The following is a 22309-nucleotide window of genomic DNA, read 5'->3' as shown; positions in this document are numbered from 1 at the left end:
CTTCCTGATGCGTGCCCACCGCTGATCTGGCCGTAGGACAGGATGGGCGCCATGGTGGAGATCAGCCCCTTGACTGAACCTGACCGCACCGGCTGGGACGTGCTGGCTCGTGGTCACCATGCCTACTTCGGAACCGAGATCGGCGACGACGGCTACGAACAGACCTGGCAACGCGTACTCGACGGGGAGCAGACACGTGGAATCGCCGCTCGACTGGACGGCAAGATAGTCGGCATCGCGCACTACGTGTTCCACGCCAGCATCTGGAGAACCGGGGGGAGATGCTATCTGGCGGACCTGTTCGTGGACCCCGACGTGCGACGGCGGGGCATCGCAACGGCAATGATCAAGTGGGTGGCGAGGGACGCCGATGAGCACGGCTTTCCACGCCTTTACTGGAACACGCTGGAAAACGCCCCAGCCCGCGCGCTGTACGACAAAGTGGCCAACTGCCAAAAGGGCCTCATCTACTACGCCTACCGGCGCGGCGCGAACTAGACCTCCACCCAGCGCTGAGGGTCGACAAGGTCTAGGAGTGGAGCGCCGGATGCTAACGCCTTTGCTAACAACCGCTCTGGACGACCCTGGAGGCGTCGGGACTCTTCCGGTGCAGGAGACCAGCTCAGGAACCGAGCCTGGATGGGCATGGACATGGCTAGCCTCACTCGTAATGAGTAGGTCGGATCGATCCGAAGAGAGTCCGAAGCTACAGCCATCCTGATGGCAGCGTTGGTGAGAGCGGTCTTTTCCACAGACGCGCGCGGGCCTTCGTCGACCGTTTTCTGGCCTCGGCCGGATGCCGTTGGTTGCGCCAGGGGGAATTCTTTAATGCGTGCGAGCAGCAAGTCCCTCAATCCGACGCTTCTGTCGGAGTGAGCCGGTGCGGCCGACAAGGATTTGCGCTGTTCGGAGATGTTCGTTTGCCAGATCGCGCTCGCCGTGGACGAGCAGTGCGCTTGCCAGGTCGATGCGGACGCCGGCCTCGGCGCGGGCGTAGGTGCCGGTCACGGCTTCGAGGCCCTTGTTCAGTTCTTCGAGGGCGTCTTCGTCTCCGAGCCTGGCGAGGCAGTTGCCGCGCCAGCGGGCGAGGTGGGTGTCGCTGAGCACGAGGTAGGGCAGCGCGGCGTCTGGTTCGGACGGCAACAGGTCGGCGGCTTGGTCGAGGTCGGTACGCGTGGCGTCAGCGTCTCCGAGGGCGGTGGCCATTTCGGCTCGTGCGGCGGCGAGCCAGGTCTCCATCAGCCTCGGCACGGCGCCCGACGATTCATGGTGCGCGTACTGGACCAGTTCTCCGGCCTGCCGGGCATCTCCCATGTCGAGCAGTACGTACGCCTGCTCGGCTGTGGCGAACGCGAGCAAGGACGGGTCCTCGGCTTCTCGGGCGGCGGACTTGGCGCGCTCGAAGTGCTCCCAGGACTCACGTGGGGTGCCGACGTCGAGGGCCTGCCAGCCGGCCAGGGCGGAGGTGTCGGCGAGGACCTTGGCGAGCATGCGGCGGATGCCGGGGCGTACGGCGTGGCGGGTCAGCTCCTCGATGTGGGCGATGTGGGCCCGCATCTGGTCGCGGATGAGCTGGGCGCCCTGGCGGGCGTCGAGTCGGCGGATGCTGTCGGTCTGGGCCTGGAGGAGGTTGACGACCTCGGCGTCGACCGATGATGCGCGCGCCAGTTCGGCGGCGAGTCCTTCCGCCGGTTCGGGCTCGACGGCCTCCGGATCCTCGATGAAGCCCAGCTCGGCCGGCGAGCAGCCGTACACGTCGCAGAAGAGCTGTTGGTAGAGCGGGCTGACGGAGCCGTGGCCGTTCTCCCAGCGGGCGATCTGTCTGGCCAGGCTCTCCGGCTGGGGAAGTGTCTCGTTGCGTGCCTTGGCCGCTCGGCGCAAACGTGCGTCGAGTTGGATCTTGGTCCAGCCGTGGTGCTTCCGGCGGGCGCGCAGCGGGGTCAGCGGCACTCCTAACCGAACAGGTCACACATGTTTACGTGCCTGTCATTGTGCCGGATACCGGTGACAGATCAAGGGATGACAGTCACCCACTGTCATGAGGTGTCATCTACTGCTCGGCGTTCAGGGCGAGCAACCTGATGGGTGTCGGCAGCGAGGACGCCGACACACCGCCGAAAGAGAAGGGCTTGACAGGTGTTCGCCTCAGACCGTTACCTATACATGTGCTACCTGGCTAGCAAACGAACGGAGGTGAGCCGCTGATGTTCACGCAGCCGAAGAAGTGGCCGCGGTACCTGGCCGGCGCGATCGTCGTCGTCTTCGTGTTCAAGAACCCGGCCGCGGCGGCTCACCTGGTGAACCACCTCAGCGGGCTCGTCTCTCAGGGCGCGGCCGCGCTGTCCCGGTTCGCCTCCGCTCTGCACGTCGGCTGATCCGGTGCACAGCCACCAAGCACGGCACCGGATCGCCGTTCCCGACCGATCACGACGCCGATTCACCTGGAGGTTTCGCGTGAACGCGCATCCGAGCAAGCTCACCACTCCCGATCTGCGGGACGAGTGCCTCGACGGCGCTCAGTGCCTGTTCGACGCCGAGCTGCACGACGGCCCGGACCCCGTCGAGCATCCCGACGCCCGCGCCGCTCGCGAGGACGTCGCCAAGGACATCTGCGCCACCTGCCCGGTTCAGGTCGCGTGCCTTGAGTACGCGATCCGGACCCGCCCGGTCGGCGGCGTCTGGGCCGGGCTCACGGCCGAGGAGATCGCCCAGCTCGCGGCGCGGCGTGCCGTACGCGAGCAGCTCGCCGACGTCTACCAGGGGGTGGCGTGAGCATGAGCTACACCGCAACCGACCTGGCCGGGCTCCTGTGCGTCGGTGCTCAGGGCTGCCATTCCGACGAGGCCGCCGTCGGCCTGCTGGTCGAACACGACACCTGGTTGCACCGCAGCGACTTCATCCGTACCTGCGTCACCGTCGAGACCGACCTGTTCACCGACGAGGACGAGGTCGCGGCCTTCGTCGACTGGAGCGCCGCCGTCCGCGTCCTGGACGCCGGGGGCCTGCCCTGCTCGACCAGCGAGGCCGCCGTACTCCGCATCGCCGCCGGCCTGGCGGGGGTGCCGGTCAACTTGCGGGCGATGCTCGGAGGGCTCGACGTCCGCAACGTTCAACTCGTCGCCGAAGCCGTCATGCACGCCAACGGCACCCCCGCGACGGCTCGTACAGAGAAGGGCGGCTCTCGTGGCTGAGCCCTTCACCGGCCCGTACTTGACCGCCGTACGCGTCGGCGCGCCGACGGACGTACGGGCACGAGAGCTGACCGAGCACGAGCAGACCGCGGTGTCGGTCGTCGCCGGGCTGGTCGCAGCGCTGGGCCTGCTCGGGTTCGTCAACAGCTTCGCCCGCGTCGCGGCGGCGGCTCACGACTCGTTCGGGCGGCTGGCGTTCACGGTGCCGGTCGGCGTCGACGTCGGGATCGCTGTGTTCTCCGCGCTCGACATCGTGCTCGCCCGGCTCGACATGCGGCTTCGGTGGCTGCGGCTGGTCCCGTGGTCGCTGACCGGCGCGACCGTATACCTGAACGTCGCAGGGGAGACGTCGGTGTTCGGCGTCGTCGCGCACGCCATGTTGCCCGCGCTGTGGGTCGCTGCCATCGAGGTCGCCGCGCACGTCGTACGGGTCCGGGCCGGGCTGGCCGCCGGAACGCGGATGGACTCGATCCGCCTTTCGCGGTGGCTGCTCGCGCCCGTCCGCACCGTACGGCTGTGGCGCCGGATGGTGCTGTGGGAGACGCGCTCGTACCCGGCCGCGCTGGCCCTTGAGCGTGACCGCGTCCTGGCGCTCACCGATCTGCAGGACGCGTACGGACGATTGGCATGGCGCTGGAAGGCACCTCGGCGGACGAAGGCGCTCTACCAACTCGGCGAACTGGCCCCTGCTGCCGAGGTTCCCGCGCTGCGCTCGTCCGGGGACCGTACGGCCTCGTCGGAGCAGACCAAGGCCAAGCCAAGGCGCGGACGGTCCAGCCGTTCGCCGAGGGCGCGGTCTCGGACGAGGCGCCGGACCGTCCCGGACGTCGATGGCCTCATGTCCGCCGGACGGCGCATCGCCGCCGAGGCGCAGGAGCGCGGCGAGCCCCTCACGCGAGACCGCCTCGCCACGGCGCTCCGGCAGGCCGGGACCTCGGCAGGCAACGAACGCGTCGGTGCGCTGCTCGTACGCCTCAAGCGCGAGCCCGCCGACGCCGCCAAGACGGAAGGGCCGCGCCAGTGAGCGACAGTCAGCACGCCGCAACGCACAGCGGTATGGGCGATTTGATCCCGCTGCGCCGCAGGGCCGCACTCGACGTCCAGGACACGCACTACGAAGTCGTCCTGGACGAGGACGAGACGCCCGCTGGAGAGACGGTCCTCGTCGAGCCGCCTGCTCCCGTACGGGAGCGGCGTCCGGTCATCCCGCCGGAGCTGCGCGGCTGGACCAAGCTCCGGTCCGCTGCGGAACACACGCTCGGGCGCTGGGCGCATCAGCTCGCCTACCACGCCGTACGCGCGCCTCGCTACGCCGTGCTCGGCTGCTTCTGGGCGTCGGTCGGAGCGGTCCGGCTCATCGGGCGGCACCTGCGCTGGTGGTGGGTGGCCGAGCAGTACGGCCTGCGCCAGGGCGCGGCCGACCGGAACGACCCGGAGATGTGGATAAGGCTGCACCGCGAGGTCAAGGCCACCCGCACGTGGCGCGGCATCGTGCTGTTCGGCGAGGCCGTCGGCGTCGCGCTGGCGGCCGGAGCGGTCGTCAGCGGACCGGGGTGGCTGCTGGGCCTGGCGCTCGCCGGCGGCATCCCCGTTCTGGCGCGCATCGGCCGCCCGGCCGACCGCCGCATCATCTCGGCGGCGATCGTGACGCCGAGGTTCCGCAAGCTGAACCCGGACATCGTGCTGCGCGCCTACTACGCCGCCCGGCTCGGCGACCCCGACAAGCCAGGGCAACAGGTCCAGTTCGGATCCACGATGTCGCGTGACGGCAACGGCTCGCGCGTCCTGATCGACCTGCCCCACGGCAAGGGCCTGGACGACGCGGTCAAGGCCAAGCCCGCGATCGCCTCAGGCCTGGACGTCTCGCTGTCGCAGGTGTTCATCACCCGCGATCCGACGTCACATCGTCGGCATGTGCTGTGGGTCGCCGACCGTGACCCGCTCGCCATCCCGGCCGGGCGTACGTCGCTGCTGGCCTGCAAGCAGACCGACATCTGGGCACCGGCACCGTTCGGCCTGGACGAACGTGGCAACCGCGTGTCCATCGAGATGATGTGGAACTCGATTCTCGTCGGTGCGCAGCCGAGGCAGGGCAAGACGTTCTCGGCCCGCGCCCTGGCGCTGTATGCGGCGCTGGATCCGTACGTGAAGCTGTCGGTCTTTGACGGGAAGGGCTCGCCGGACTGGCGCAAGTTCCGCCTGGTTGCCGACCGCTGTGCCTTCGGCCTGGCGATGACCCGCGACGGCGATCCGGTCGAGCTGTTCATCGACTCCCTCCGTGGGATCAAGGCCGACGTGCAGGACCGCTACCAGCGGCTCTCGGAGCTGCCGGTCGACGTGTGTCCGGAGGGGAAGCTGACGCGGGAGATCGCCCGCGACCCGCGCTTCCGGATGCCGGTACGGCTCGTCGTGATCGATGAATTCCAGGAGTACTTCGACCTGCCCGACGCCGAGGCGTCCAAGGAGGTCGCCGGGCTGCTGGTGTTCCTGGTCAAGGTCGCGCCTGCGGCCGGTGTCATCGTGCTCGGCGCGACCCAGAAGCCCAGCGGGATCGGTACCGGGCAGGTGGCCCAGCAGTTCAACGCCTTCCGCGACAACCACCAGATCCGCCTCTCGCTGCGTACCGGCTCCTGGCAGGTCTCTGACCTGGTCCTGGGCTCCGGCGCGTACTCCGAGGGTTTCGACTCCTCAACCCTGCTCCCCGACTACAAGGGCGTCGGGATCCTGCGCGGAGCCTCCGACGCGACGCCGACCGTACGGACCTACCTGGCGGATGCGCAGGACGCGGAGAAGATCCTCACCGCCGCCCGCGCATACCGGCAACGTGCCCGCACCCTGTCGGGCATGGCCGCCGGTGAAGACGTCACTCGCGAGACCCGCGACGTACTCGCCGACGTTCGCGAAGTCTTCGGCCCGGGTGAGCGTGGCCTGCACTGGCAGCAGATCGCCGTCCGTCTGGCCGAGGCTCATCCGGAGCATTACGCCGATCTGACCGCCGAGGCGATCTCGGCTCAGGTACGGGCGTTCGGTGTCCCGTCCGTCGACGTGAAACGCGACGGCGTGACCCTCAAAGGCGCCCGCACGGATGCGATCAACGCCGCACTCGACCGCCGCGCCATGACGGCCGACCGGTAGCGGCACACCCGCGACCGGTAGCGCCCGCGCTACCCGGCCCGCTACCCGCCTGACCTGCGGCAATAAACACAGGTCGCGGGTAGCGGCCACCACCCCGCGCGCCCGAAACCAGCCCAGAAAGGCCGCCCATGATCCTGCTCGCCGCTACCACCACCGCAACCGACTCATCGAGCGGACCGATCCTCGCCTTCGCCCTGGTCCTCGGCATCGGCATCGGCATCGGCATCGGCATCGGCATCGGCATCGGCATCGGCTACGCGATCGCGTGCGTGATCTGGCCGTTCCGCGCCTGCCGCCGCTGCGGCGGAACGGGCCGCTTCCTGTCCCCGACCGGCCAGTCCTGGCGGCACTGCCCGTACTGCGCGGGCACCGGCGCGACGCTCCGCCTCGGACGCCGGATCTTCAACCACCTCGCCCGGCTCCACGGCCGCGACCGCTCGCAGAGGCGCCGATGACCAGCGCCAGAGATGCGAATGCGGCCCGGCGCACAGCCACCAAGCACGACGCCGGACCGCCGCCCCCAACCGATCACAAAACCGAAGGAGGCCCTCCCATCATGACCCACACCAGCACACGCGACCACCAGAACGCCCGCCAACGCACGGTATGGCTGCTCCCCGAAGACGGCGTGATCGACCCCGTCGCCATCGAACTCGCCGCCACGGGCGAGCGCTCTGTCGCGCTCACCGAATCCGAACGGCGCATCGCCGCCAGCCTCATCCTCACCGCCGGCGGCACGCCGAACCTGATCGCCAAACGCCTCCACATGGCCCACACCAACGCCCGCGCCCTCGCCGACGAAATCACCGCCGACCGCTCAGCCGCCTAACGCTCTCGTCCCGCCACCCTGCTCGGGTGGCGGGACACCGGCCCGACCCCTGGAAGGGACAGGCAACCCATGTCCAAGCCCCGCGCACTCCACGCCATCGACGGCGACCCACACGAGCCGTACGAGCCCGAACTCGCGCCGCCGCACAACATCGGCGCCGAACAGGTCGTCCTCGGCGCGGTGATGCTCTCACCCGCCGCACTATCCGAAGTCCGTGAACTACTCGACGGCAGCGAGTTCTACCGGCCCGCACACGCCCGGATCTGGGAAGCCATCACAACCCTGGCCGACCGGGACGCCCCGCACGACCCGCTCGCGGTCGGCGCCGAACTCGGCTCCGACCTGACCGTCACCGGCGGCGCGCCGTACCTCCACACGCTCATCGCCCAGGTCCCGGCCGCGACCAACGCCGGTTACTACGCCTGCATGGTCCGCGACCTGGCCTACGCCCGCAAAGTCATCGAAACCGGCACCCGGCTCATCCACCTCGGCCACGCCGCGACCGGCGACGACACGGCGAACCTCCGCGGCGCCGTCACCGCCGAAGTCGCGACGGTCACCGCGCCCAACTCGTACGGATGGCCGGAGCCGACGCCGCTGACCTCGACCACGACCGGCCTGCCGACCTTCCCACTGTGGACGTTCCCGGACTGGCTCGGCGAGTACGCCGCCAGCCTCGCCGAGGTCACCCAAACCCCACCGGACCTCGCCGGTTGCCTGGCCTTGGCCGTACTCGCGGTCGCTGCGGGCGGGAAGGTGTGGATCCAGGCCCCGGCCTGGCGAGAGCCGGCGAACCTGTTCACCGTCATCGTGCTCCCACCCGGCAACCGCAAGTCCGAGGTCTACCGGGCCATGTGCGCCCCGATCAAGGCCGCCGAGCAAGCACTCATCGCCGACGCCGAACCGCTGATCGCCGAAGCCGCGATCGCCCGCCGGATCGCCGAGACCAACGCCGAACAAGCGGCCAAGACGGCCGAGAACGCCGCGGGCCTCGACCCAGCTCAACGCGCCCTGGCCCTCGCCGAGGCCGCCGAAGCCAAGCTCCAACTCGACGCCACGGTGATCCCACCGAAGCCACGGCTGTTCTCCGACGACGCCACCGTGGAGGTCCTGACCTCCCTGCTGTGCGAGCAGGGCGGCCGGATGGCCGTGCTCTCACCCGAAGGCGAGATCTTCTCCATCGCCGCCGGCCGCTATTCGGGCACCCCGAACTTCGCCGTCCTAAAGAAAGGCCACGCAGGCGAAGAGATGCGCGTCGACCGCATGGGCCGCGACGCCGAGCACATCGACGCCGCCACCGTCACCCTTGGCGTCTGCACCCAGCCCGGCGTTCTGGCCGAACTCGGCGACACACCTCAGTTCCGCGACCAAGGACTCCTCGGCCGCCTCCTGTACGCCGTCCCGGACAGCCTGCTCGGCCACCGTAAAAACAAGCCCGACCCCATGCCTGCCGACCAGGAAGCCACCTACCAGACCACCATGAAGGCCTTGGTCCTGTCCCTGGCCCACCTGGTCGAACCCGCGACGCTGACCTTCACCGCCGAGGCTCACGACGCCATCACCCAGCTCCTCGCCGACACCGAACCCCGCTTCCGCCCGGATGGCGACCTGGCCCACATGACCGACTGGGGCGGCAAACTCGTCGGCGCCACCGTCCGCATCGCCGGACTACTCCACCTCGCCAAACACCTCCGCGACGGCTGGAGCAAGCCCATCACCGCCGACACCTTCGCCGACGCCACCGACATCGGCGAGTACTTCACCACCCACGCCAAAGCTGCCTACGACGCCATCGGCGCCGACCCCGCCACCGCCGACGCTAAAGCCCTCCTCGACTGGGCACGCAACACCGGCCGGACCCGCTTCGCCGCCCGCGACGCCCAACCCCCACTCCGCACCCGATTCAAGAAGATCACCGACCTCGACACAGCCCTGCGCGTCCTGGAAACCCACGGCTGGATCCGCCGCCTCCCGATGCCACCCCGAGCCGGCCGAGGCCGCCCAGCCGCACCGACCTACGAGGTCCACCCGGCCGCGCTGGAGGCCATCCGATGACCACCACACCGCGCCGCCGCTACGTCACCAAACCGGAGCCACGCCCGGAAACACGTAAGCGAAAAGCAGCACAAACAATTCTGCTGATTTTCGCTTACCCGCTTCACCACGCCCGCCCGCCTCCGCCATCCGATCAGCGAACCGCACCGTGACCAGCGAACAGCCACCAAGCACGCGCCGGCCACGCCAACCCGACCGATCACAACGCCCGGAGGCGACCCGTTCCATGAAGACCGCTGAACGCATCCGCGACAAGCTCACCCTGGCCGACGTCTGCGCCGAACTCGGCATCTCCCGCTCGACCTTCTACGACTGGCGCGCCAAGCAAAAGGCCCCACGCTGCATCACCCTGCCCAACGGCAGCCTCCGCATCCGCCGCGGCGAGCTCGACCGCTGGCTCGACGCATGCGAAGAGGCCGACGCCTGATGAAAAACATGACCTACGACGCTCGCGTCCACGAGACCAGCATCCACAAGGGGTCTCGGGTCACGACCTACTACGTCCGGTGGAAGGTCGGTCCCAAACGCTGGAGAAAGGGCTTCCGGAACAAGGCCCAGGCCGACAGCTTCCGGTCCTCACTCGTCGCTGCTGCCCGCAACGGCGAGGCGTTCGACATCAAGACCGGCCAGCCCGTGGCATGGGTCCGTGAAGAGAACAGGGTCAGCTGGTACGCGTTCTCTCTCGACTACACCGCCACCAAGTGGCCGTTCGTCTCGCCGAACCACCGGCGCGGCATCGCCGAAGCCCTCACGGACGCCACCGAGGCACTCTTGGCGACCAAGAAGGGCAGTCCGAGCATTCCGGAGCTACGTGCCGCGCTGCGCGGTTGGGCCTTCAGCGAACGTCTCCAAAAGGGCGGGGATCCGCCAGACGTTCTCCTTCCGACCCTGCGATGGCTAGAACGAAACACCATCGACATGGCCGAACTCGACCCGGAAGGCAGGGGACCGGACATCGCCCGTTCGGTCCTCGACCGACTGAGCGTCAAGCAGGACGGCACGCCCGCCGCCGGCAGCACTGTGTACCGCAAGCGCGTCACCTTCAACAACGCGCTGGAGTACGCCTGCGAACGTCGGATCTTGACCGGTAACCCGCTCAAGCGCGTACAGCGAGCCAGGCCGCGCAAAGTCAGCACGCTGGACATGCGCGTCGTCGTCAACCCAGAACAAGCGGTGCGGCTCCTAGCCGCTGTCGGGCAACAAGGCAAGCGAGGTCAGCGCATGGTGGCGTTCTTCGCCGTCATGTACTACGCCGCCCTCCGCCCAGAAGAGGCCATCGACCTCCGACCCAAGCACCTCTCTTCGCTGCCTCCCGAAGGGTGGGGCGAGATGCGTCTCACCCACGCGGAGCCACGTAGCGGCTCTCGGTGGACAGACAGCGGTCGTCCCCGCGATCGCCAACCGCTGAAACATCGCGCGCTCGGCGAGACCCGCTCCGTCCCTATCCATCCCGAGCTCGCCAGGATCCTTCGCGAGCACATCGAAGAGTTCAAGGTCCAACCCGGTGCTCGGCTCTTCGTCGGTCCGCGTGGCGGAATCATGACCGACAGGACTTACCTTGGCGTGTGGCATAAGGCACGCGAGAAGGCGTTGAGCGGTCGGGAAGCCGCCTCACCGCTGGCTGAGACACCCTATGCTCTCCGCCACGCTGCAGTATCGACCTGGCTCAGCGCAGGCGTCCCACCTGCCCAGGTCGCTGCGTGGGCTGGCCACAGCGTCGCGGTCCTCCTCCGCGTCTACACCAAATGCATCTCAGGCCAAGAAGACGAGGCAAAGCGACGTATCACGGAAGCCACACGCTTTAGAGGCGCTCACGCGACGGCCCGAAGTAAGTCGCTCGCGAAGACGGAAAACGCCATATAGAAGTTTACATCTGAACCAACTCGCCCGGCCGCATGCGACCGCAGGCCAAACAGCCACTACAAGCGAGACCTCTCGTCAGTTATCTCTGATGAGAGGTCTCGTTTGATTAGATATCCACATGCCTCCCCAGACGCATCTCGGGTGCGACTCTCGCCCGCTCAGTGGTTGCCGGTAAGTACTCTCTCTTCGTCATCCTGCAGGCGTCCCGCTACGCGAGCCGCTGGCGTGCGACCTCTGCGGGCGGTGCCGTCGCGAGTCCCGTCGGCCTTCGCACGGAGTGAGAGTTCTGTGCGAATCGCCCCCTGTAGTCCGCCAAAATGCGCCGGGTTATGAGAAGTCCTCCTATTTACCGCTGTTGCCTTCCCGCGTGCTGACTCGAAAGTCCAGCCGGTACGTGGCGAACTCGCAGGTGACACTTGCGCCTGCCGCCTACGCAGCCCCTGTTTGCAGCCGTCGAGACGGGTATCGGGGCGCGGGAGTGTGCTCATTTTCACGCCCACAGGGCGTCCACCGAAGGGACGTCAGGGACTCTTACGGAGGACATCACGGAGATCGGCCCCGTCGTCTCGGGCCAGGAGGATGCTGATCACCTTCTGCGAAGTCTCGACCGCAGTCGGATCCCCCGCAACCCCCAGCTGCAAGATCGCCCGGATACTATCGAGAGAGACTGTCAGCCACCAGGTATGGCGCTCCAAGCTCACCCAACGTTCTAGAACTGTCAAGGATGCCTGTAGGTGTTCCGCAGCGAGACCGGCGGCCTTGGCGAGGACGGCTGCTTCTCCCTGTACCTCTCCAGCGAGTGACAGCGTAGTGAGCAGCTGCGCGAACGACCATTTGGGTTCGAACAGCCCGGAGGCGAACCAGTGTCCGAACTCCGCTAGTTCACGCGCGTCGGCACCCTGTTTCACCGCACCGACGCGAAACTCCCAGAACGCGCGGAGTCGAACGATGACCATCGGGTCTGGCAGGGCTGTGGGGTCGAGACTCACGCCTATGCGCCACATGAGATGTGTGGCGACCTTCGGAGTCAACTTGGCGTAGTAGCGCTGGAGAAGGCCATCGTGACTGTCCGGGCTCAGATAGCCGTTCCATAGCCTATTGATCAGATGGCCGCCGATCTGCGCGACCAAGGACTCTTCGACGTGGTAGTCGTCAATCGCTTCAAGGCGGTCGATTGCCATGCTGTATCGATTGGTCAGGAGATTCCAAGCCACGTCTGTGATTCGACCGCCTCCGAGATAGGCGCCCCATGCGGCGTCGAGAAATTCGTTCTCTTCAACGTCCAGCGGGAAGATCGACTCGACACGTGCCGCAGCCCATTCTGGATCCAGCCAGGCAAGGGGCGGGAACAGTTCGCCGTAGATGGAGCGGACCGACTTGGATGGATCGATAGCGGGATCGAGATGTTGGTCGAGCAACGCGAGGACGGCGGAGATGTCGGTGTCAGGAGAGCGTCGACGCAGGCTCAGGCCGTAGCTGATTACGGCCCGTATAGCTTGCGGGCGCACGAGGCCCAGGGCGAGCCCCATAAAGCCGCCATAGCCTTCGGCGGTCGCGCCGGCCTCCCGATCGGTGTCTGGATCGGCATCGGCACAGCTGTCAACAATGACAGCCCACACTCGTGTGTCGAGGTTGGCCGAGATGGGGCTAGGTCCCGGGTTTAGTCCACCCATAAGCAGCCTGAGCATGTCCAAGCGCGGTTGTCGCCACTGACGGAACGCCGGGCCGCAGTCGAGGGCGGCCAGTTCCTCCTTTGCCTGCTGGTTGATCCACTCGCACAGCTTGATGACGGCATTCCAATCGAGGACAGCATCGTTCGTACGTGCCTGGTAAAGCCCGCTGATGACCTCGCCGATGTAGACAGCTGGCAGGCCAATGAAGAGATCGAGGTCAGCGGAGCGACGCTCGGCGTCTCCTTGCACGGCCGAACTCAGCGCGCCCCGCAGTGATGCTTGGCTCGGTGCCCCCCAGCGGTTCGGCGGTGCTTGCCAGGTTCGCAAGAACTCGACGAGCGTGGCCGTCGGCATCGCGGCGAGCTCAGATGGACTGATCGGGCTCTCCTCCCCCCAGACGGCGAAGGGCTCGGGCAACGCTTCGGTCGGATTCGGGGCGTCACCGTATTCGGCCACGAGTGCTTGGTAGCGGGCATTCCACTCCGGCGGGAGGACGGACTGTAGTGCAGCGAGCCGATTACGTTGCCATCGGGCGATCCACTCACGCGACTCCGGATCGAGCCCGGCCGCCCGTCTAGGCGACTTTCCGTCAGCTTTGGCTACGTCTGCTGCATGAGGTCCCGCATCGATACTTCTGAGGAGGCGCCGAACGTCACCGGTGTCGAGACCATGGGCGGCTACGCGGGCGAGGAGAAGGTACTCGCGCTCGATATAACGGTTCGAGATCAGCGCGGGGTCGATCAAACGTGTGGTCGTAAGTTCTAGGTTTTGTTCGGTGTGTTGCGCCAGCAGCCACAGAGAGATGCGTTGAAACAGTGTCCAGTCGTGCGATTCCAACTCCCTGATTATCTCGATGATCTTTTCTGGGTGGGCATCTGTCAGCGAGGTTGCCGCATCGCGGACAGCGTCCACGAGGGATTGCCGAACATCAGTTTCGGCTCGGAGGCTGCCGCTACTTTCGATGTTCGGTCGCCAAATGAGCGACGTATCGCGGCCAGAGACGGCCGCTCGCTCCGAGTCGCTGCGAATCACCTCGGCGAGTACGCGACATAGCATCGCGAGGACTTGCACACCAGCCATCTCCACGATGCTGGGTATATGCTCGCGAAGAATTGTGCCATACTCGTACGCGTCGACGCTGGACGACGGCCCGTAGTCGGTTGGCACGCGATCGAGAAGAGCTTGAGTAAGTGCCACAGCTTCCTCGACGTGTTCACCACGGCACATGGAAACAATTAGGGCACCAGCTTCATGGGGAATCAGGACACCATAGCGCGAGCTGATCGCGCTGACGATCTTGGGAACAAGCTTCGTAGCTGATTCGGGTGGACATGCGAGCGCGATTTTAATTAGATCGTAGTTGACGCGAGCATTCTCAGTCGCTGGAATTTCGATAGCCACATCGACCACGTCAGTCGGCGCCTGCGGCGCCACTCGGACGAGGAATCGGGATTCAGGCCACGATGGTAGCTGAAGCGTGCCGGCGTCCTCATCAAGCTGAGGTGGCGGCGGCGCCTGGAAGAAGCCTTCCGCCTTCAACGGCTTTATCCATGCAGTAGTTGCCCTGGAGAAGAAGTAATTCGATACAGCGTAGCTGCCCGGAAAGTTGTTCCGGATCGACTTCGCGCTTTCTCTCGTGGGAGTGGGTATCGCCAGGAGCTTATCGAGGCGCTCATATACCTCGAAATAGCGAGTTTCGAACCTTTCCAGTATGGCATCGAGTACCAATTCGAATCCGGCAACCAGCGCAAAGAAGGCCGGGCCGGGTGGTCGAGGCACATCCAATGCTGAACGGTGCGCTCGCCTGGCCAGCCCATCGGAGTTATCTTCCCTGGCGAGTCCGAGCCAGAACTCTGCGACGGGGTCGTCGAGAGGAATTTCTAGCTCCCTCAAGACAGCTTCGATCTTGGCGCGATGTCTGTCCTTCGCGCCCGCACCGGCTTTGGGCGGTTCGAGAACTGAGCGGACCGCACTCTCAACCTCTCGCAGCAGGTGACTAACAAGGTGAGTAACTGAGAGCCGCAGTGGTCGCTCGGCGAGAAGACCACACGCGTCCCGGAAGAACGCCGCCGGGCCAAGCCCTACCTGCTGCCCAAGCCGACGTGCCACCTGCTCTTGCCTCGGAGAAAGCTCAAACCTTGCCGAATCTGGCCACGTTGCGTCTGATGTCACCAGGTCTCCAAGTCCAAACGGTCCAACCATCTACTAGCATCGCACGGCGGCGAACGAAGCATTGGCGACAAATGAAGCTACCCGACTTACGGTTATGAGCTTGCTGCGGCTCAGTCGAGGCAGCGCGGAAATACGTACAGCGCTAGCGCCCAGGCAGACTCCCGAAGGCGCGCCCAAGCACGCGTTCGGCTGCACCCGGTACGACGGCCATGGACAAACCGACGACGAAAGTCGTTGGCTGACCCCCGCCGCACTCGACCCGGTTGGGGCTGAGCAACGCCATCCCTGCGTTGGCCACCAAGGGAGTTGAGGCGACCGCCTCGATACCTCGCGCGCGGTCCAGTGTGAGCAGGCCCGCCACGATGCGGTGACCTGGTCCCTGCCCAGTTTCCTCCAGGTCGCCACCGCTCGGGCGCCTTCCGAAAGTGGACCCGTATTTGACCCGACCAGCCGCCGACGACCGTGGCTCGCCGGACGTAGTCGGACAGGAGCGAAACAGCCCCTCACCGGTGTCAGCGCTGGTGGGGGGCTGTTTGAGGAGGTGTGGCGGGTCCAGGATTCGAACCTGGGTAGGCTAAGCCGACGGATTTACAGTCCGCTCCCATTGGCCACTCGGGCAACCCGCCGTCACGTCGTCCGTAACGACGCTCTGAAGGATAGCGGACTCTGAACCCTAAGGTGACATCGGATTCCCGGCCTGCTGGTGGTGGCGTCGGAGGGGCCTGTGGGGCGCGGTCTCACTACCCTGTCGTTGAGATCGTCATTCTCTGTGAGGACGCAAAGTGGCAGACAGCTCTTTCGACATCGTGTCCAAGATCGACCGGCAGGAGGTGGACAACGCTCTCAACCAGGCGGGCAAGGAGATCTCGACGCGGTTCGACTTCCGGAACGTGGATGCGGGGATCCGGTGGGCCGGGGAGAGCATTGAGGTCCAGGCCAACAGCGAGGAGCGGGCGAACGCCGTGCTCGACGTGTTCAAGGACAAGCTCGTCAAGCGGAAGATTTCGCTCAAGTCCATCGACGCTGGGGAGCCCAAGGCGTCCGGGAAGCTCTACAAGCTCACGGTCGGCCTCAAGGAGGGGATCTCCCAGGAGGACGCCAAGAAGATCGGCAAGATCATTCGGGATGAGGGGCCGAAGGGGGTCCGGGCGCAGATTCAGGGGGACGAACTTCGGGTCACCTCCAAGAAGAAGGACGAGCTCCAGTCGGTGATCTCGCTGCTCAAGGGCAAGGACCTCGACGTCGCCTTGCAGTTCACCAACTACCGCTAGCCGACCTCGGCCGGCGCATCGGGTCGGGCTCGCTGGTCCTGAAGGTGCACCGCGACCCGATGTGCCGCCCGGGCGAACTGAGAGCTACCGGTGTCGGCAGCCTCGGGGAAGCCAGTGGCCCGCTATCCAGACTCGGCGGACCCTTCCGCGCACGCGCCTTCTCTCGTAATGCCCCCGTACGTACCTGTGGCAGCGAGGACGGGCCTCACCGCCCGTCGTCGCCCGAGACACGGACACCGCGCCGGTGCGGGTCGTCGCGCCGGCCGGGCCTCCCACGAGCGTGGTGCCGGCCGCGAAGACCAGCCCTGCCGTGGCAAGCGTCATGTGCTCCCTGACACTCACGGATTACCTCCTCATGATCCAAAGCCGACGGGAGAATCCAGAGCACGAAACAGAGAAGCCCGGTGACACACGGTCACCTCACGCGCATTCTGCCCCACGCAAATCATCCGAAAACGCCGCATTCGATGTCCCGCCAAAGGCTTGACCTGGGCTTTTCGTCAGCGTGGCAGCGCGTCCAGCACGGTCGGCCAGGCGCCGGAGAGCGGGTCGATCAAGGCGAAGTGACCGACCCCGGGGAGCTCGCGCAACGGTGCGCCCCGGCGCGCGGCATAGGAGCGGCTCACCTCGATCGGGACGCGGTCGTCGGACGTGCCGTGCAGCAGCCGTACCGGGGCCGCGGGCAGGGCCAGCCGGGCCGGGTCGGCGGCGGCGTACCGGTCCGGCACCTCGGCGGGTGAGCCGCCCAGCAGCAGGTCCGCCGCGCCGTCGTCCAGGTTCAGGTCGCTGCACATCAGCAGGTCGAGACAGCCCGCCAGCGACACCACGCCCCGCAGCCGCGCCGACGGGCGGGTCGCGGCCCACACCGCCAGGTGGCCGCCCGCCGAATGGCCCATCACCACCGGCGGCATCGCGGCGTACGGCTCCAGCAGCGACGGCATGGCGTCCAGCGCCGCGGCGACGTCGTCGAACGTGCCCGGCCAGCCGCCGCCCTCCTGGCCCGTACGGCGATACTCCGGGATCGCGACCACGTATCCCGCCGCGGCCAGGGCGCTCGCCATCGGGCCCGTGTGCCTACGGTCGTACGCGGACCGCCAGAAGCCTCCGTGCAACACCACCACGAGCGGCGCCTCGGATCGGGACGGCAGGCGTACGTCGATGACGTGGTCCGGATGCGGGCCGTAACTCAACGTCAGGTCCGGCGGCGACGCCGGCCGTGTCAGCACTTCCCGTGAGTCGGTCATCCGGCCAGGCGGGAGCCGTCGGTGACCTCCAGCCGCCGGGCCAGCTCGGTCAGGTCGAGGCCGAGCGTGGCGGCGAGCGCGGAGACGGTGAAGAAGGCCGGTGCGGCGATCGCGCCGCGTTCGATCTTGCGCAGGGTGTCGAGGGAGATGCCGGCCTCGGCGGCGATGGAGGCCGCGCTGCGCGGACCGCGGGCCGCGCGCAGGATCTGGCCGAGGGCACGGCCTCGGTCGCGTTGGTCCTCGGTCAGCGGGGTACGCACCATGGACAGATATTATAAGGCTGGTATTAAAATCTACCCATGGTGACTCTGAAGAACCAGGCGGAACTGGACCAGATGCGGGCGGCGGGGCAGGTCGTGGGCGCGACCCTGCGGCGCGTGGCCGACGCGGTCGAGCCCGGCGTCAGCCTGGCCGAGCTCGACGCGGTCGGCGCCGCCTGTATCAAGGAGCACGGGGCGGATCCCTCGTTCCTCGGCTACCACCCCCAGTGGGCCGATGCCCCCTACCCGGCGACGCTCTGCCTGTCGGTCAACGACGTGGTCGTGCACGGCCTCCCCAACGGACGGCGGCTGAAGGACGGCGACATCCTGTCGATCGACTGCGGCGCGATCGTCGGCGGCTACCACGGCGACGCCGCGGTGACCGTGCCCGTCGGGCGGGTGGACGACGCGGCCGAACGCCTGATGAAGGTCACCCGCGAGGCCCTGACGGCGGCGATCGCGATGGCCGTGCCCGGCGGGCGGCTCGGCGATGTCTCGCACGCGGTGGAGAGCGCCGCCCGGCCGTACGGGCTGCTCGAGGGCTGTGGCGGCCACGGCATCGGCACCGCCATGCACGAGGACCCGCACGTGCCCAACACCGGCCGGCCCGGGCGCGGCATGCGGCTCCGCGAGGGCCTGGTGATCGCCATCGAGCCCATGCTGATCGAGAGCGGTGCCGACGCGGGCCGTACGCTCGCCGACGGCTGGTCGGTGGCCACCGCCGACGGCAGCCGCGCCGCCCACTTCGAGCACACCGTCGCGATCACCGCGGACGGCCCGGAGATCCTCACCCAATGAGAAACCGCCCCGTACGAGACGGGGCGGTTCTCGGGTGGCGCGTCAGCAGGAGTGCGTCCAGGAGCACTCGAGGTTCTGCGCCGAGGAGCGCGCGGTGGACCGCACGGCGGAGGTCGCCGCGGACGGGCCGCCGGCGAGCCGGACGGCGATCTTGTCCTGGAGGTCGGTGGGAGCACCGCCCTGGTAGCCGTTGAAGATGACGGAGAAGATCAGCGGCTGGCCGTCCGGGTCCTTCACGTACCCCGACAGCGCGCTGACGCCGGTCAGCGTGCCGGTCTTGGCGTGTACGTTGCCCGCCGCCGGGGTGCCGACCATGCGCGAGCGGAGTGTGCCGCCCACGAGCTCGTCGGACTGGCCGGCGATCGGGATCGCGTTGTAGAAGACCGGGAACCAGCTCTTGTGCTGCGCGGCCCTGAGCACGTTGCTGATCTGCGTGGCCGTCGTGTAGTTCGAGTGGCCGAGCCCCGAGCCGTCGGTCTGCTTGACCTGCGAGGTGTCCACGCCGAGCGTCTTGAGGTACTTGGCGACCACCGGCAGGCCGGCGGTCCAGCTTCCGTGCCCGGTGACCTTGCGGCCGATCTCCTTGACGAGTGTCTCGGCGATCATGTTGTTGCTCAGCTTCAGGTACGGGGTCGCGATCTTCGACAGGGGGATCGACTGCCGGGTCGTGACGACCTTGGCGCCCTTCGGCGTCGTGCCGTGCGTCGTGTCGCCCTCGACCGTCACGCCGTGGGCCTTCAGCGCCCGCCGGAAGACGTCCGCGGCGTACAGCGCGGGGTCCTGGACGGTGGCCAGGTCATCGAACGTGCCGTCCGCGGGGATGGAGCCGCTGACGACGATCGTGTTGGTGCCGACCGTACGGTCCACCGACACCGTCGAGGCCGATCCGGGGGCACCCGTGGTCGCCTTGTCGTCGATCGTGACCACGCCCGTGTCGGGGCTGAGCGAGACCTTCGGCGGCTGCCCGGGCGAGGTCGGCGTGACGACCACGTCGACCGTGCCCACGTCGAAGACGTCGTCCGGGGCGACGGTCAGCGCGGAGATCTCGGCGGCGTAGTAGTAGGGGAAGTCGGTCGGGTCCCAGTCGGGTCCGAGGCGCGGGCCCTCGAACCAGCTGTCGTCGGCGACCAGGCCGCCCTTGACCGTCTTGACGCCCTTGGTCGCGACCTGCGCGGCCAGCCGGTCGTACGCGGCGGCGCCCAGCGTGGGGTCGCCGGTGCCCTTGAGATAGAGGGTGCCGCCACGCAGGGAGACGTTCGTACGGAACCGGTAGCCGGTGCCGAGGATCCCGAACGCCGCGGCGGACGTCTCGATCTTGTTGTTGGAGGCGGGAACGACGCGCGTGTCGGCGTCGTGGGAGTACAGGACCGCGCCGGTACGGGCGTTCCGCACGGTCACGCCGGCGGTCGCGCCGCTCAGGCGGCTGTCGGACAGGATCTGGTCGATGTCGGTCTTCAGATCGCCGGGGGCGGCCGCACGGGTCGAGGCCGAGCCGACGGCGGCCTGGGCCGGAACGGCGACGCCGGAACCGGCGATCACCCCTCCTGCGAGCAACAGGGCCAATCCGGTTGATCTTCGCATGACGGACGATGGTAAAAGGTCTTTACCGATCAGTGGCGGCGATGGCCGAAACCGGTATCGGCAGGTGACCAAAGTCATGCGTTCCGCACGTGTTCGCGCTGCGGCCGCGCGGCCCGGCCTTGACCCTGACGCCGCCGGAGGCTCGACCATCGGCGCAGGAGCGAGCGAACCGACGAACACGCGCGCCTGATCGAAGAGGGTCCCATGAGCGAGTACACCAGTCCCGTCCCCATGCCGGCACTCGGCGCGTCCGCGCCCGCGGTCTACCGGGAGTTCTACGGCATGCCGATGTTCGTCAACGTCCCCACTCGCGACCTCACGGCCTCGGCGGACTTCTGGATCCGCGGGCTCGGTTTCATCGACCTGTTCACCATCCCGGATCGCCTGACCCACCTGCGGCGCTGGGCCTTCCAGGACGTCCTCCTCGTGCCCGCGGAACGAGTCGCCGAGACGCCGACGATGAGCATCAGCTTCGCGTGCGTTCTCCGCCAGCTCGACGAGATCGCCGCCCGCTGCGAGGACCTCGCGCCGGGATGCACCAGCGGGCCGACAGAGATGCCGTGGAACTCCGTCGAGTTGACGATCGTCACGCCGGAGCACGCGCGGGTCGTGATGACGGCCGCTCAACCGCTCGATCCGCACAGCGCGCGAGCGGACGACCTGCGGGCGATGGGCATCGAGATCCCGAAAGGCTGACAGGTCGCGTGCCCGTCTCGCGGGATCCGGCCCCGGCGAGGTGAGCGACACTGAGGGAATGACCAGTGACGCCCGCGCGCGGGAACCCACCGGCGAGCACGGCCTCACCGTCGGCCGGACGGCCGCGCTGGTCGGGGTCAGCGTGAAGACCCTGCACCATTGGGACACGGTCGGTCTCGTACGCCCGAGCGGGCGCACCTGGTCCGGGTACCGGCTGTACTCGGCCGAGGATGTCGCCCGGATCCACCGGGTCCTCATCTACCGGAACCTCGGGTTTCCACTCGCCGAGATCGGCCGGGTCCTCGATGACCCGGACGCCGACGCGCGCGGTCACCTGAGCCGGCAGCGGTCACTGCTCCTGGAGCGCATCGCCGGCCTGCGGAAGATGGTCGGCGCGGTCGATCGCATGATGGAGGCGTTGGACACCGGGATACGGCTGACTCCCGAGGAGCAGGTCGAGATCTTCGGTGCCGACTGGCGGCCCGCTTGGGTCGAGGAGGCCGAGGAGCGCTGGGGGGACAGCGCGCAGTGGACGCAGTACGCCGAGCGCGTCGCCTGGATGACGGCGGACGACTGGCGAAAGGTCGCGGCGGCGGCCGAGGCGCTGAACGCCGTCCTCGCCGCCGCCGGGCGTGCCGGCGTCGCGCCCGGCTCGGACGAGGCGAACGCCCTCGCGGAGCGGCACCGCGCGTCGATCGCGACGTACTTCGACTGCACGCACTCGATGCACGTGTGCCTGGGGCGCAGGTACGTCGGCGATCCCGGGTTCGCCGCGCACTACGACGCCCTCGCTCCGGGCCTGGCCGCCTGGCTGCGCGACGCGATCTTCGCCAACGCCGAGGCTCATGGCGTCGACCCCGGCTCCGCGAGGTGGGAGTGAGGTTCGGGTGCGCCGGATGCGGTGCCGTGCTGACCGCGCCGGTGTCGCGGGTCGCGCTCCCCGTCCACGCGCACCACACGTACGGTCATCGGTTCCTGCCTCCGCTCATGGCGGCCGGAACGTTCGCGGTGGATCCGGAGCCCTCCGGGCCGCCGTGGCGACCGTGGGACGACGTGGACGCCGACGAGGCGGCGGCCCGTGGCGTGTACGCGCCGGTGCACTCCCTGTCGTACGGACCACGGGGAGCCGTCGTGATCGCGCCGGGCGACGTCCGCGGCACGGTCTTCGTGCCGGAGCGCGGCGACGGTTGCCTGGGGCTGGACGGCCGGGACGGCCCGAACCTCGCGTGTGCGGGGTGCGGGCGGGCGGTGGCGACCCGCGTGGACGACTGCTCGTACTGGCAGGCCGTATGGCTGGACCCGCGGGCCGTGCGCCGCCTCACCGGCGACGACCCTTCGCGTCGGCCGGCCGGCTGGGACGCCCTGCCGGAGGGTGTGCCGCCGCTTGAGCCGTCCGGAATGTGGAGCCCGCTGTGGGACGCGGCGGTCTCGGCGGCAATGGCCCACCTGCTGGCGGTGTCGTCGGGCGTACGAGTGCACCTCCCGGACGGGCCGGTCGCCGAGACGTTCGGCCCGGCGCTCGACGCGCTGCTCCCGCCGGG

The 22309-nt window shown here is 67.9% G+C and carries 20 protein-coding genes, 1 tRNA gene and 1 pseudogene; 16 read left to right on the top strand and 6 right to left on the bottom strand.

Going from position 1 to position 22309, the window contains the following annotated elements:
• Positions 1–51 precede the first annotated feature (51 nt).
• Entirely contained in the window at positions 52–498 is a 447-nt protein-coding gene (locus ACFFNX_RS01925) for a GNAT family N-acetyltransferase (RefSeq protein ID WP_378194049.1), read from the top strand.
• 327 nt (positions 499–825) lie between these two features.
• Here ACFFNX_RS01925 and ACFFNX_RS01920 read toward each other — a convergent pair whose 3' ends face one another.
• On the bottom strand, positions 826–1950 hold the full coding sequence (locus ACFFNX_RS01920) for an NsdA family TPR-like regulatory protein (RefSeq protein ID WP_378194046.1): 1125 nt from the start codon (positions 1948–1950) through the stop codon (positions 826–828).
• A gap of 254 nt (positions 1951–2204) precedes the next feature.
• Between ACFFNX_RS01920 and ACFFNX_RS01915 the strand changes: the two genes are divergently transcribed.
• The 10 genes from ACFFNX_RS01915 to ACFFNX_RS01870 all read left to right on the top strand — a co-directional run bounded on the left by ACFFNX_RS01915 (position 2205) and on the right by ACFFNX_RS01870 (position 11073).
• Positions 2205–2375, top strand: a complete 171-nt coding sequence (locus tag ACFFNX_RS01915; protein ID WP_378194043.1) for a hypothetical protein — start codon at positions 2205–2207, stop codon at positions 2373–2375.
• Positions 2376–2454: 79 nt separating this feature from the next.
• On the top strand, positions 2455–2772 hold the full coding sequence (locus tag ACFFNX_RS01910; RefSeq protein WP_378194039.1) for a WhiB family transcriptional regulator: 318 nt from the start codon (positions 2455–2457) through the stop codon (positions 2770–2772).
• A 2-nt stretch (positions 2773–2774) separates the two neighbouring features.
• Positions 2775–3191: a hypothetical protein gene (locus ACFFNX_RS01905; protein ID WP_378194036.1), complete on the top strand. Its 417-nt coding sequence runs from the start codon at positions 2775–2777 to the stop codon at positions 3189–3191.
• Positions 3184–4215, top strand: coding sequence for a DUF2637 domain-containing protein (locus ACFFNX_RS01900; protein WP_378194033.1), 1032 nt, complete (start codon positions 3184–3186; stop codon positions 4213–4215). The genes ACFFNX_RS01905 and ACFFNX_RS01900 overlap by 8 nt, the downstream gene beginning before the upstream one ends.
• A gap of 32 nt (positions 4216–4247) precedes the next feature.
• Positions 4248–6326, top strand: a complete 2079-nt coding sequence (locus tag ACFFNX_RS01895; RefSeq protein WP_378194030.1) for a hypothetical protein — start codon at positions 4248–4250, stop codon at positions 6324–6326.
• Between the two features lie 128 nt (positions 6327–6454).
• Positions 6455–6781 carry a hypothetical protein gene (locus tag ACFFNX_RS01890; protein WP_378194027.1) on the top strand — a complete coding sequence of 109 codons (327 nt, stop codon included), beginning with the start codon at positions 6455–6457 and terminating at the stop codon, positions 6779–6781.
• Positions 6778–7155, top strand: coding sequence for a hypothetical protein (locus ACFFNX_RS01885; protein ID WP_378194024.1), 378 nt, complete (start codon positions 6778–6780; stop codon positions 7153–7155). The genes ACFFNX_RS01890 and ACFFNX_RS01885 overlap by 4 nt, the downstream gene beginning before the upstream one ends.
• Before the next feature lie 69 nt (positions 7156–7224).
• A complete protein-coding gene (locus tag ACFFNX_RS01880; protein ID WP_378194021.1) occupies positions 7225–9210 on the top strand; it encodes a DUF3987 domain-containing protein in 1986 nt (661 codons plus the stop codon).
• Between the two features lie 226 nt (positions 9211–9436).
• Entirely contained in the window at positions 9437–9637 is a 201-nt protein-coding gene (locus ACFFNX_RS01875) for a helix-turn-helix transcriptional regulator (protein ID WP_378194018.1), read from the top strand.
• Positions 9638–9645: 8 nt separating this feature from the next.
• A complete protein-coding gene (locus ACFFNX_RS01870; RefSeq protein WP_378194015.1) occupies positions 9646–11073 on the top strand; it encodes a tyrosine-type recombinase/integrase in 1428 nt (475 codons plus the stop codon).
• 521 nt (positions 11074–11594) lie between these two features.
• On the opposite strand, the gene ACFFNX_RS01865 is transcribed toward ACFFNX_RS01870, so the two are convergent.
• Both ACFFNX_RS01865 and ACFFNX_RS01860 read right to left on the bottom strand, forming a co-directional pair.
• Positions 11595–14855 carry a hypothetical protein gene (locus ACFFNX_RS01865; protein ID WP_378194012.1) on the bottom strand — a complete coding sequence of 1087 codons (3261 nt, stop codon included), beginning with the start codon at positions 14853–14855 and terminating at the stop codon, positions 11595–11597.
• A gap of 607 nt (positions 14856–15462) precedes the next feature.
• Positions 15463–15544 (bottom strand) — tRNA-Tyr (locus ACFFNX_RS01860).
• A 156-nt stretch (positions 15545–15700) separates the two neighbouring features.
• On the opposite strand from ACFFNX_RS01860, the gene ACFFNX_RS01855 reads away from it, so the two are divergent.
• Entirely contained in the window at positions 15701–16189 is a 489-nt protein-coding gene (locus tag ACFFNX_RS01855; RefSeq protein ID WP_378194010.1) for a YajQ family cyclic di-GMP-binding protein, read from the top strand.
• 500 nt (positions 16190–16689) lie between these two features.
• On the opposite strand, the gene ACFFNX_RS01850 is transcribed toward ACFFNX_RS01855, so the two are convergent.
• Positions 16690–17433 carry an alpha/beta hydrolase family protein gene (locus ACFFNX_RS01850; RefSeq protein ID WP_378194007.1) on the bottom strand — a complete coding sequence of 248 codons (744 nt, stop codon included), beginning with the start codon at positions 17431–17433 and terminating at the stop codon, positions 16690–16692.
• On the bottom strand, positions 17430–17696 hold the full coding sequence (locus ACFFNX_RS01845) for a helix-turn-helix domain-containing protein (protein WP_378194004.1): 267 nt from the start codon (positions 17694–17696) through the stop codon (positions 17430–17432). The genes ACFFNX_RS01850 and ACFFNX_RS01845 overlap by 4 nt, the downstream gene beginning before the upstream one ends.
• Before the next feature lie 36 nt (positions 17697–17732).
• On the opposite strand from ACFFNX_RS01845, the gene map reads away from it, so the two are divergent.
• Positions 17733–18491 (top strand): type I methionyl aminopeptidase, encoded by a 759-nt coding sequence (gene map, locus ACFFNX_RS01840; RefSeq protein WP_378194002.1) that lies wholly within the window; start codon positions 17733–17735, stop codon positions 18489–18491.
• 42 nt (positions 18492–18533) lie between these two features.
• On the opposite strand, the gene dacB is transcribed toward map, so the two are convergent.
• Positions 18534–20072, bottom strand: coding sequence for a D-alanyl-D-alanine carboxypeptidase/D-alanyl-D-alanine endopeptidase (gene dacB / locus ACFFNX_RS01835; protein ID WP_378193999.1), 1539 nt, complete (start codon positions 20070–20072; stop codon positions 18534–18536).
• Between the two features lie 204 nt (positions 20073–20276).
• Between dacB and ACFFNX_RS01830 the strand changes: the two genes are divergently transcribed.
• The 3 genes and pseudogenes from ACFFNX_RS01830 to ACFFNX_RS01820 all read left to right on the top strand — a co-directional run.
• Positions 20277–20768, top strand: a complete 492-nt coding sequence (locus ACFFNX_RS01830) for a VOC family protein (RefSeq protein ID WP_378193996.1) — start codon at positions 20277–20279, stop codon at positions 20766–20768.
• A 58-nt stretch (positions 20769–20826) separates the two neighbouring features.
• Positions 20827–21648, top strand: a complete 822-nt coding sequence (locus tag ACFFNX_RS01825) for a MerR family transcriptional regulator (protein ID WP_378193993.1) — start codon at positions 20827–20829, stop codon at positions 21646–21648.
• A pseudogene (locus tag ACFFNX_RS01820) lies at positions 21645–22309 on the top strand (hypothetical protein); the annotation flags it as partial. The gene ACFFNX_RS01825 and the pseudogene ACFFNX_RS01820, both read left to right, overlap by 4 nt.

The organism is Actinoallomurus acaciae, assembly GCF_042429965.1.
GTDB classification, from domain to species: Bacteria; Actinomycetota; Actinomycetes; order Streptosporangiales; family Streptosporangiaceae; genus Actinoallomurus; species Actinoallomurus acaciae.
This window is presented reverse-complemented; position numbering and strand designations above follow the sequence as displayed.

What these genes read in the sequence shown, in the direction of transcription:
- ACFFNX_RS01830 (WP_378193996.1), top strand. Translation starts at nt 20,277, where the DNA reads ATGAGCGAGTACACCAGTCCCGTCCCCATGCCGGCACTCGGCGCGTCC.
- ACFFNX_RS01825 (WP_378193993.1), top strand. Translation starts at nt 20,827, where the DNA reads ATGACCAGTGACGCCCGCGCGCGGGAACCCACCGGCGAGCACGGCCTC.
- ACFFNX_RS01885 (WP_378194024.1), top strand. Translation starts at nt 6,778, where the DNA reads ATGACCAGCGCCAGAGATGCGAATGCGGCCCGGCGCACAGCCACCAAG.
- ACFFNX_RS01845 (WP_378194004.1), bottom strand. Translation starts at nt 17,696, where the DNA reads ATGGTGCGTACCCCGCTGACCGAGGACCAACGCGACCGAGGCCGTGCC.
- ACFFNX_RS01880 (WP_378194021.1), top strand. Translation starts at nt 7,225, where the DNA reads ATGTCCAAGCCCCGCGCACTCCACGCCATCGACGGCGACCCACACGAG.
- ACFFNX_RS01905 (WP_378194036.1), top strand. Translation starts at nt 2,775, where the DNA reads ATGAGCTACACCGCAACCGACCTGGCCGGGCTCCTGTGCGTCGGTGCT.
- ACFFNX_RS01890 (WP_378194027.1), top strand. Translation starts at nt 6,455, where the DNA reads ATGATCCTGCTCGCCGCTACCACCACCGCAACCGACTCATCGAGCGGA.
- ACFFNX_RS01915 (WP_378194043.1), top strand. Translation starts at nt 2,205, where the DNA reads ATGTTCACGCAGCCGAAGAAGTGGCCGCGGTACCTGGCCGGCGCGATC.
- ACFFNX_RS01895 (WP_378194030.1), top strand. Translation starts at nt 4,248, where the DNA reads ATGGGCGATTTGATCCCGCTGCGCCGCAGGGCCGCACTCGACGTCCAG.
- map (WP_378194002.1), top strand. Translation starts at nt 17,733, where the DNA reads ATGGTGACTCTGAAGAACCAGGCGGAACTGGACCAGATGCGGGCGGCG.
- ACFFNX_RS01870 (WP_378194015.1), top strand. Translation starts at nt 9,646, where the DNA reads ATGACCTACGACGCTCGCGTCCACGAGACCAGCATCCACAAGGGGTCT.
- dacB (WP_378193999.1), bottom strand. Translation starts at nt 20,072, where the DNA reads ATGCGAAGATCAACCGGATTGGCCCTGTTGCTCGCAGGAGGGGTGATC.
- ACFFNX_RS01875 (WP_378194018.1), top strand. Translation starts at nt 9,437, where the DNA reads ATGAAGACCGCTGAACGCATCCGCGACAAGCTCACCCTGGCCGACGTC.
- ACFFNX_RS01925 (WP_378194049.1), top strand. Translation starts at nt 52, where the DNA reads ATGGTGGAGATCAGCCCCTTGACTGAACCTGACCGCACCGGCTGGGAC.
- ACFFNX_RS01850 (WP_378194007.1), bottom strand. Translation starts at nt 17,433, where the DNA reads ATGACCGACTCACGGGAAGTGCTGACACGGCCGGCGTCGCCGCCGGAC.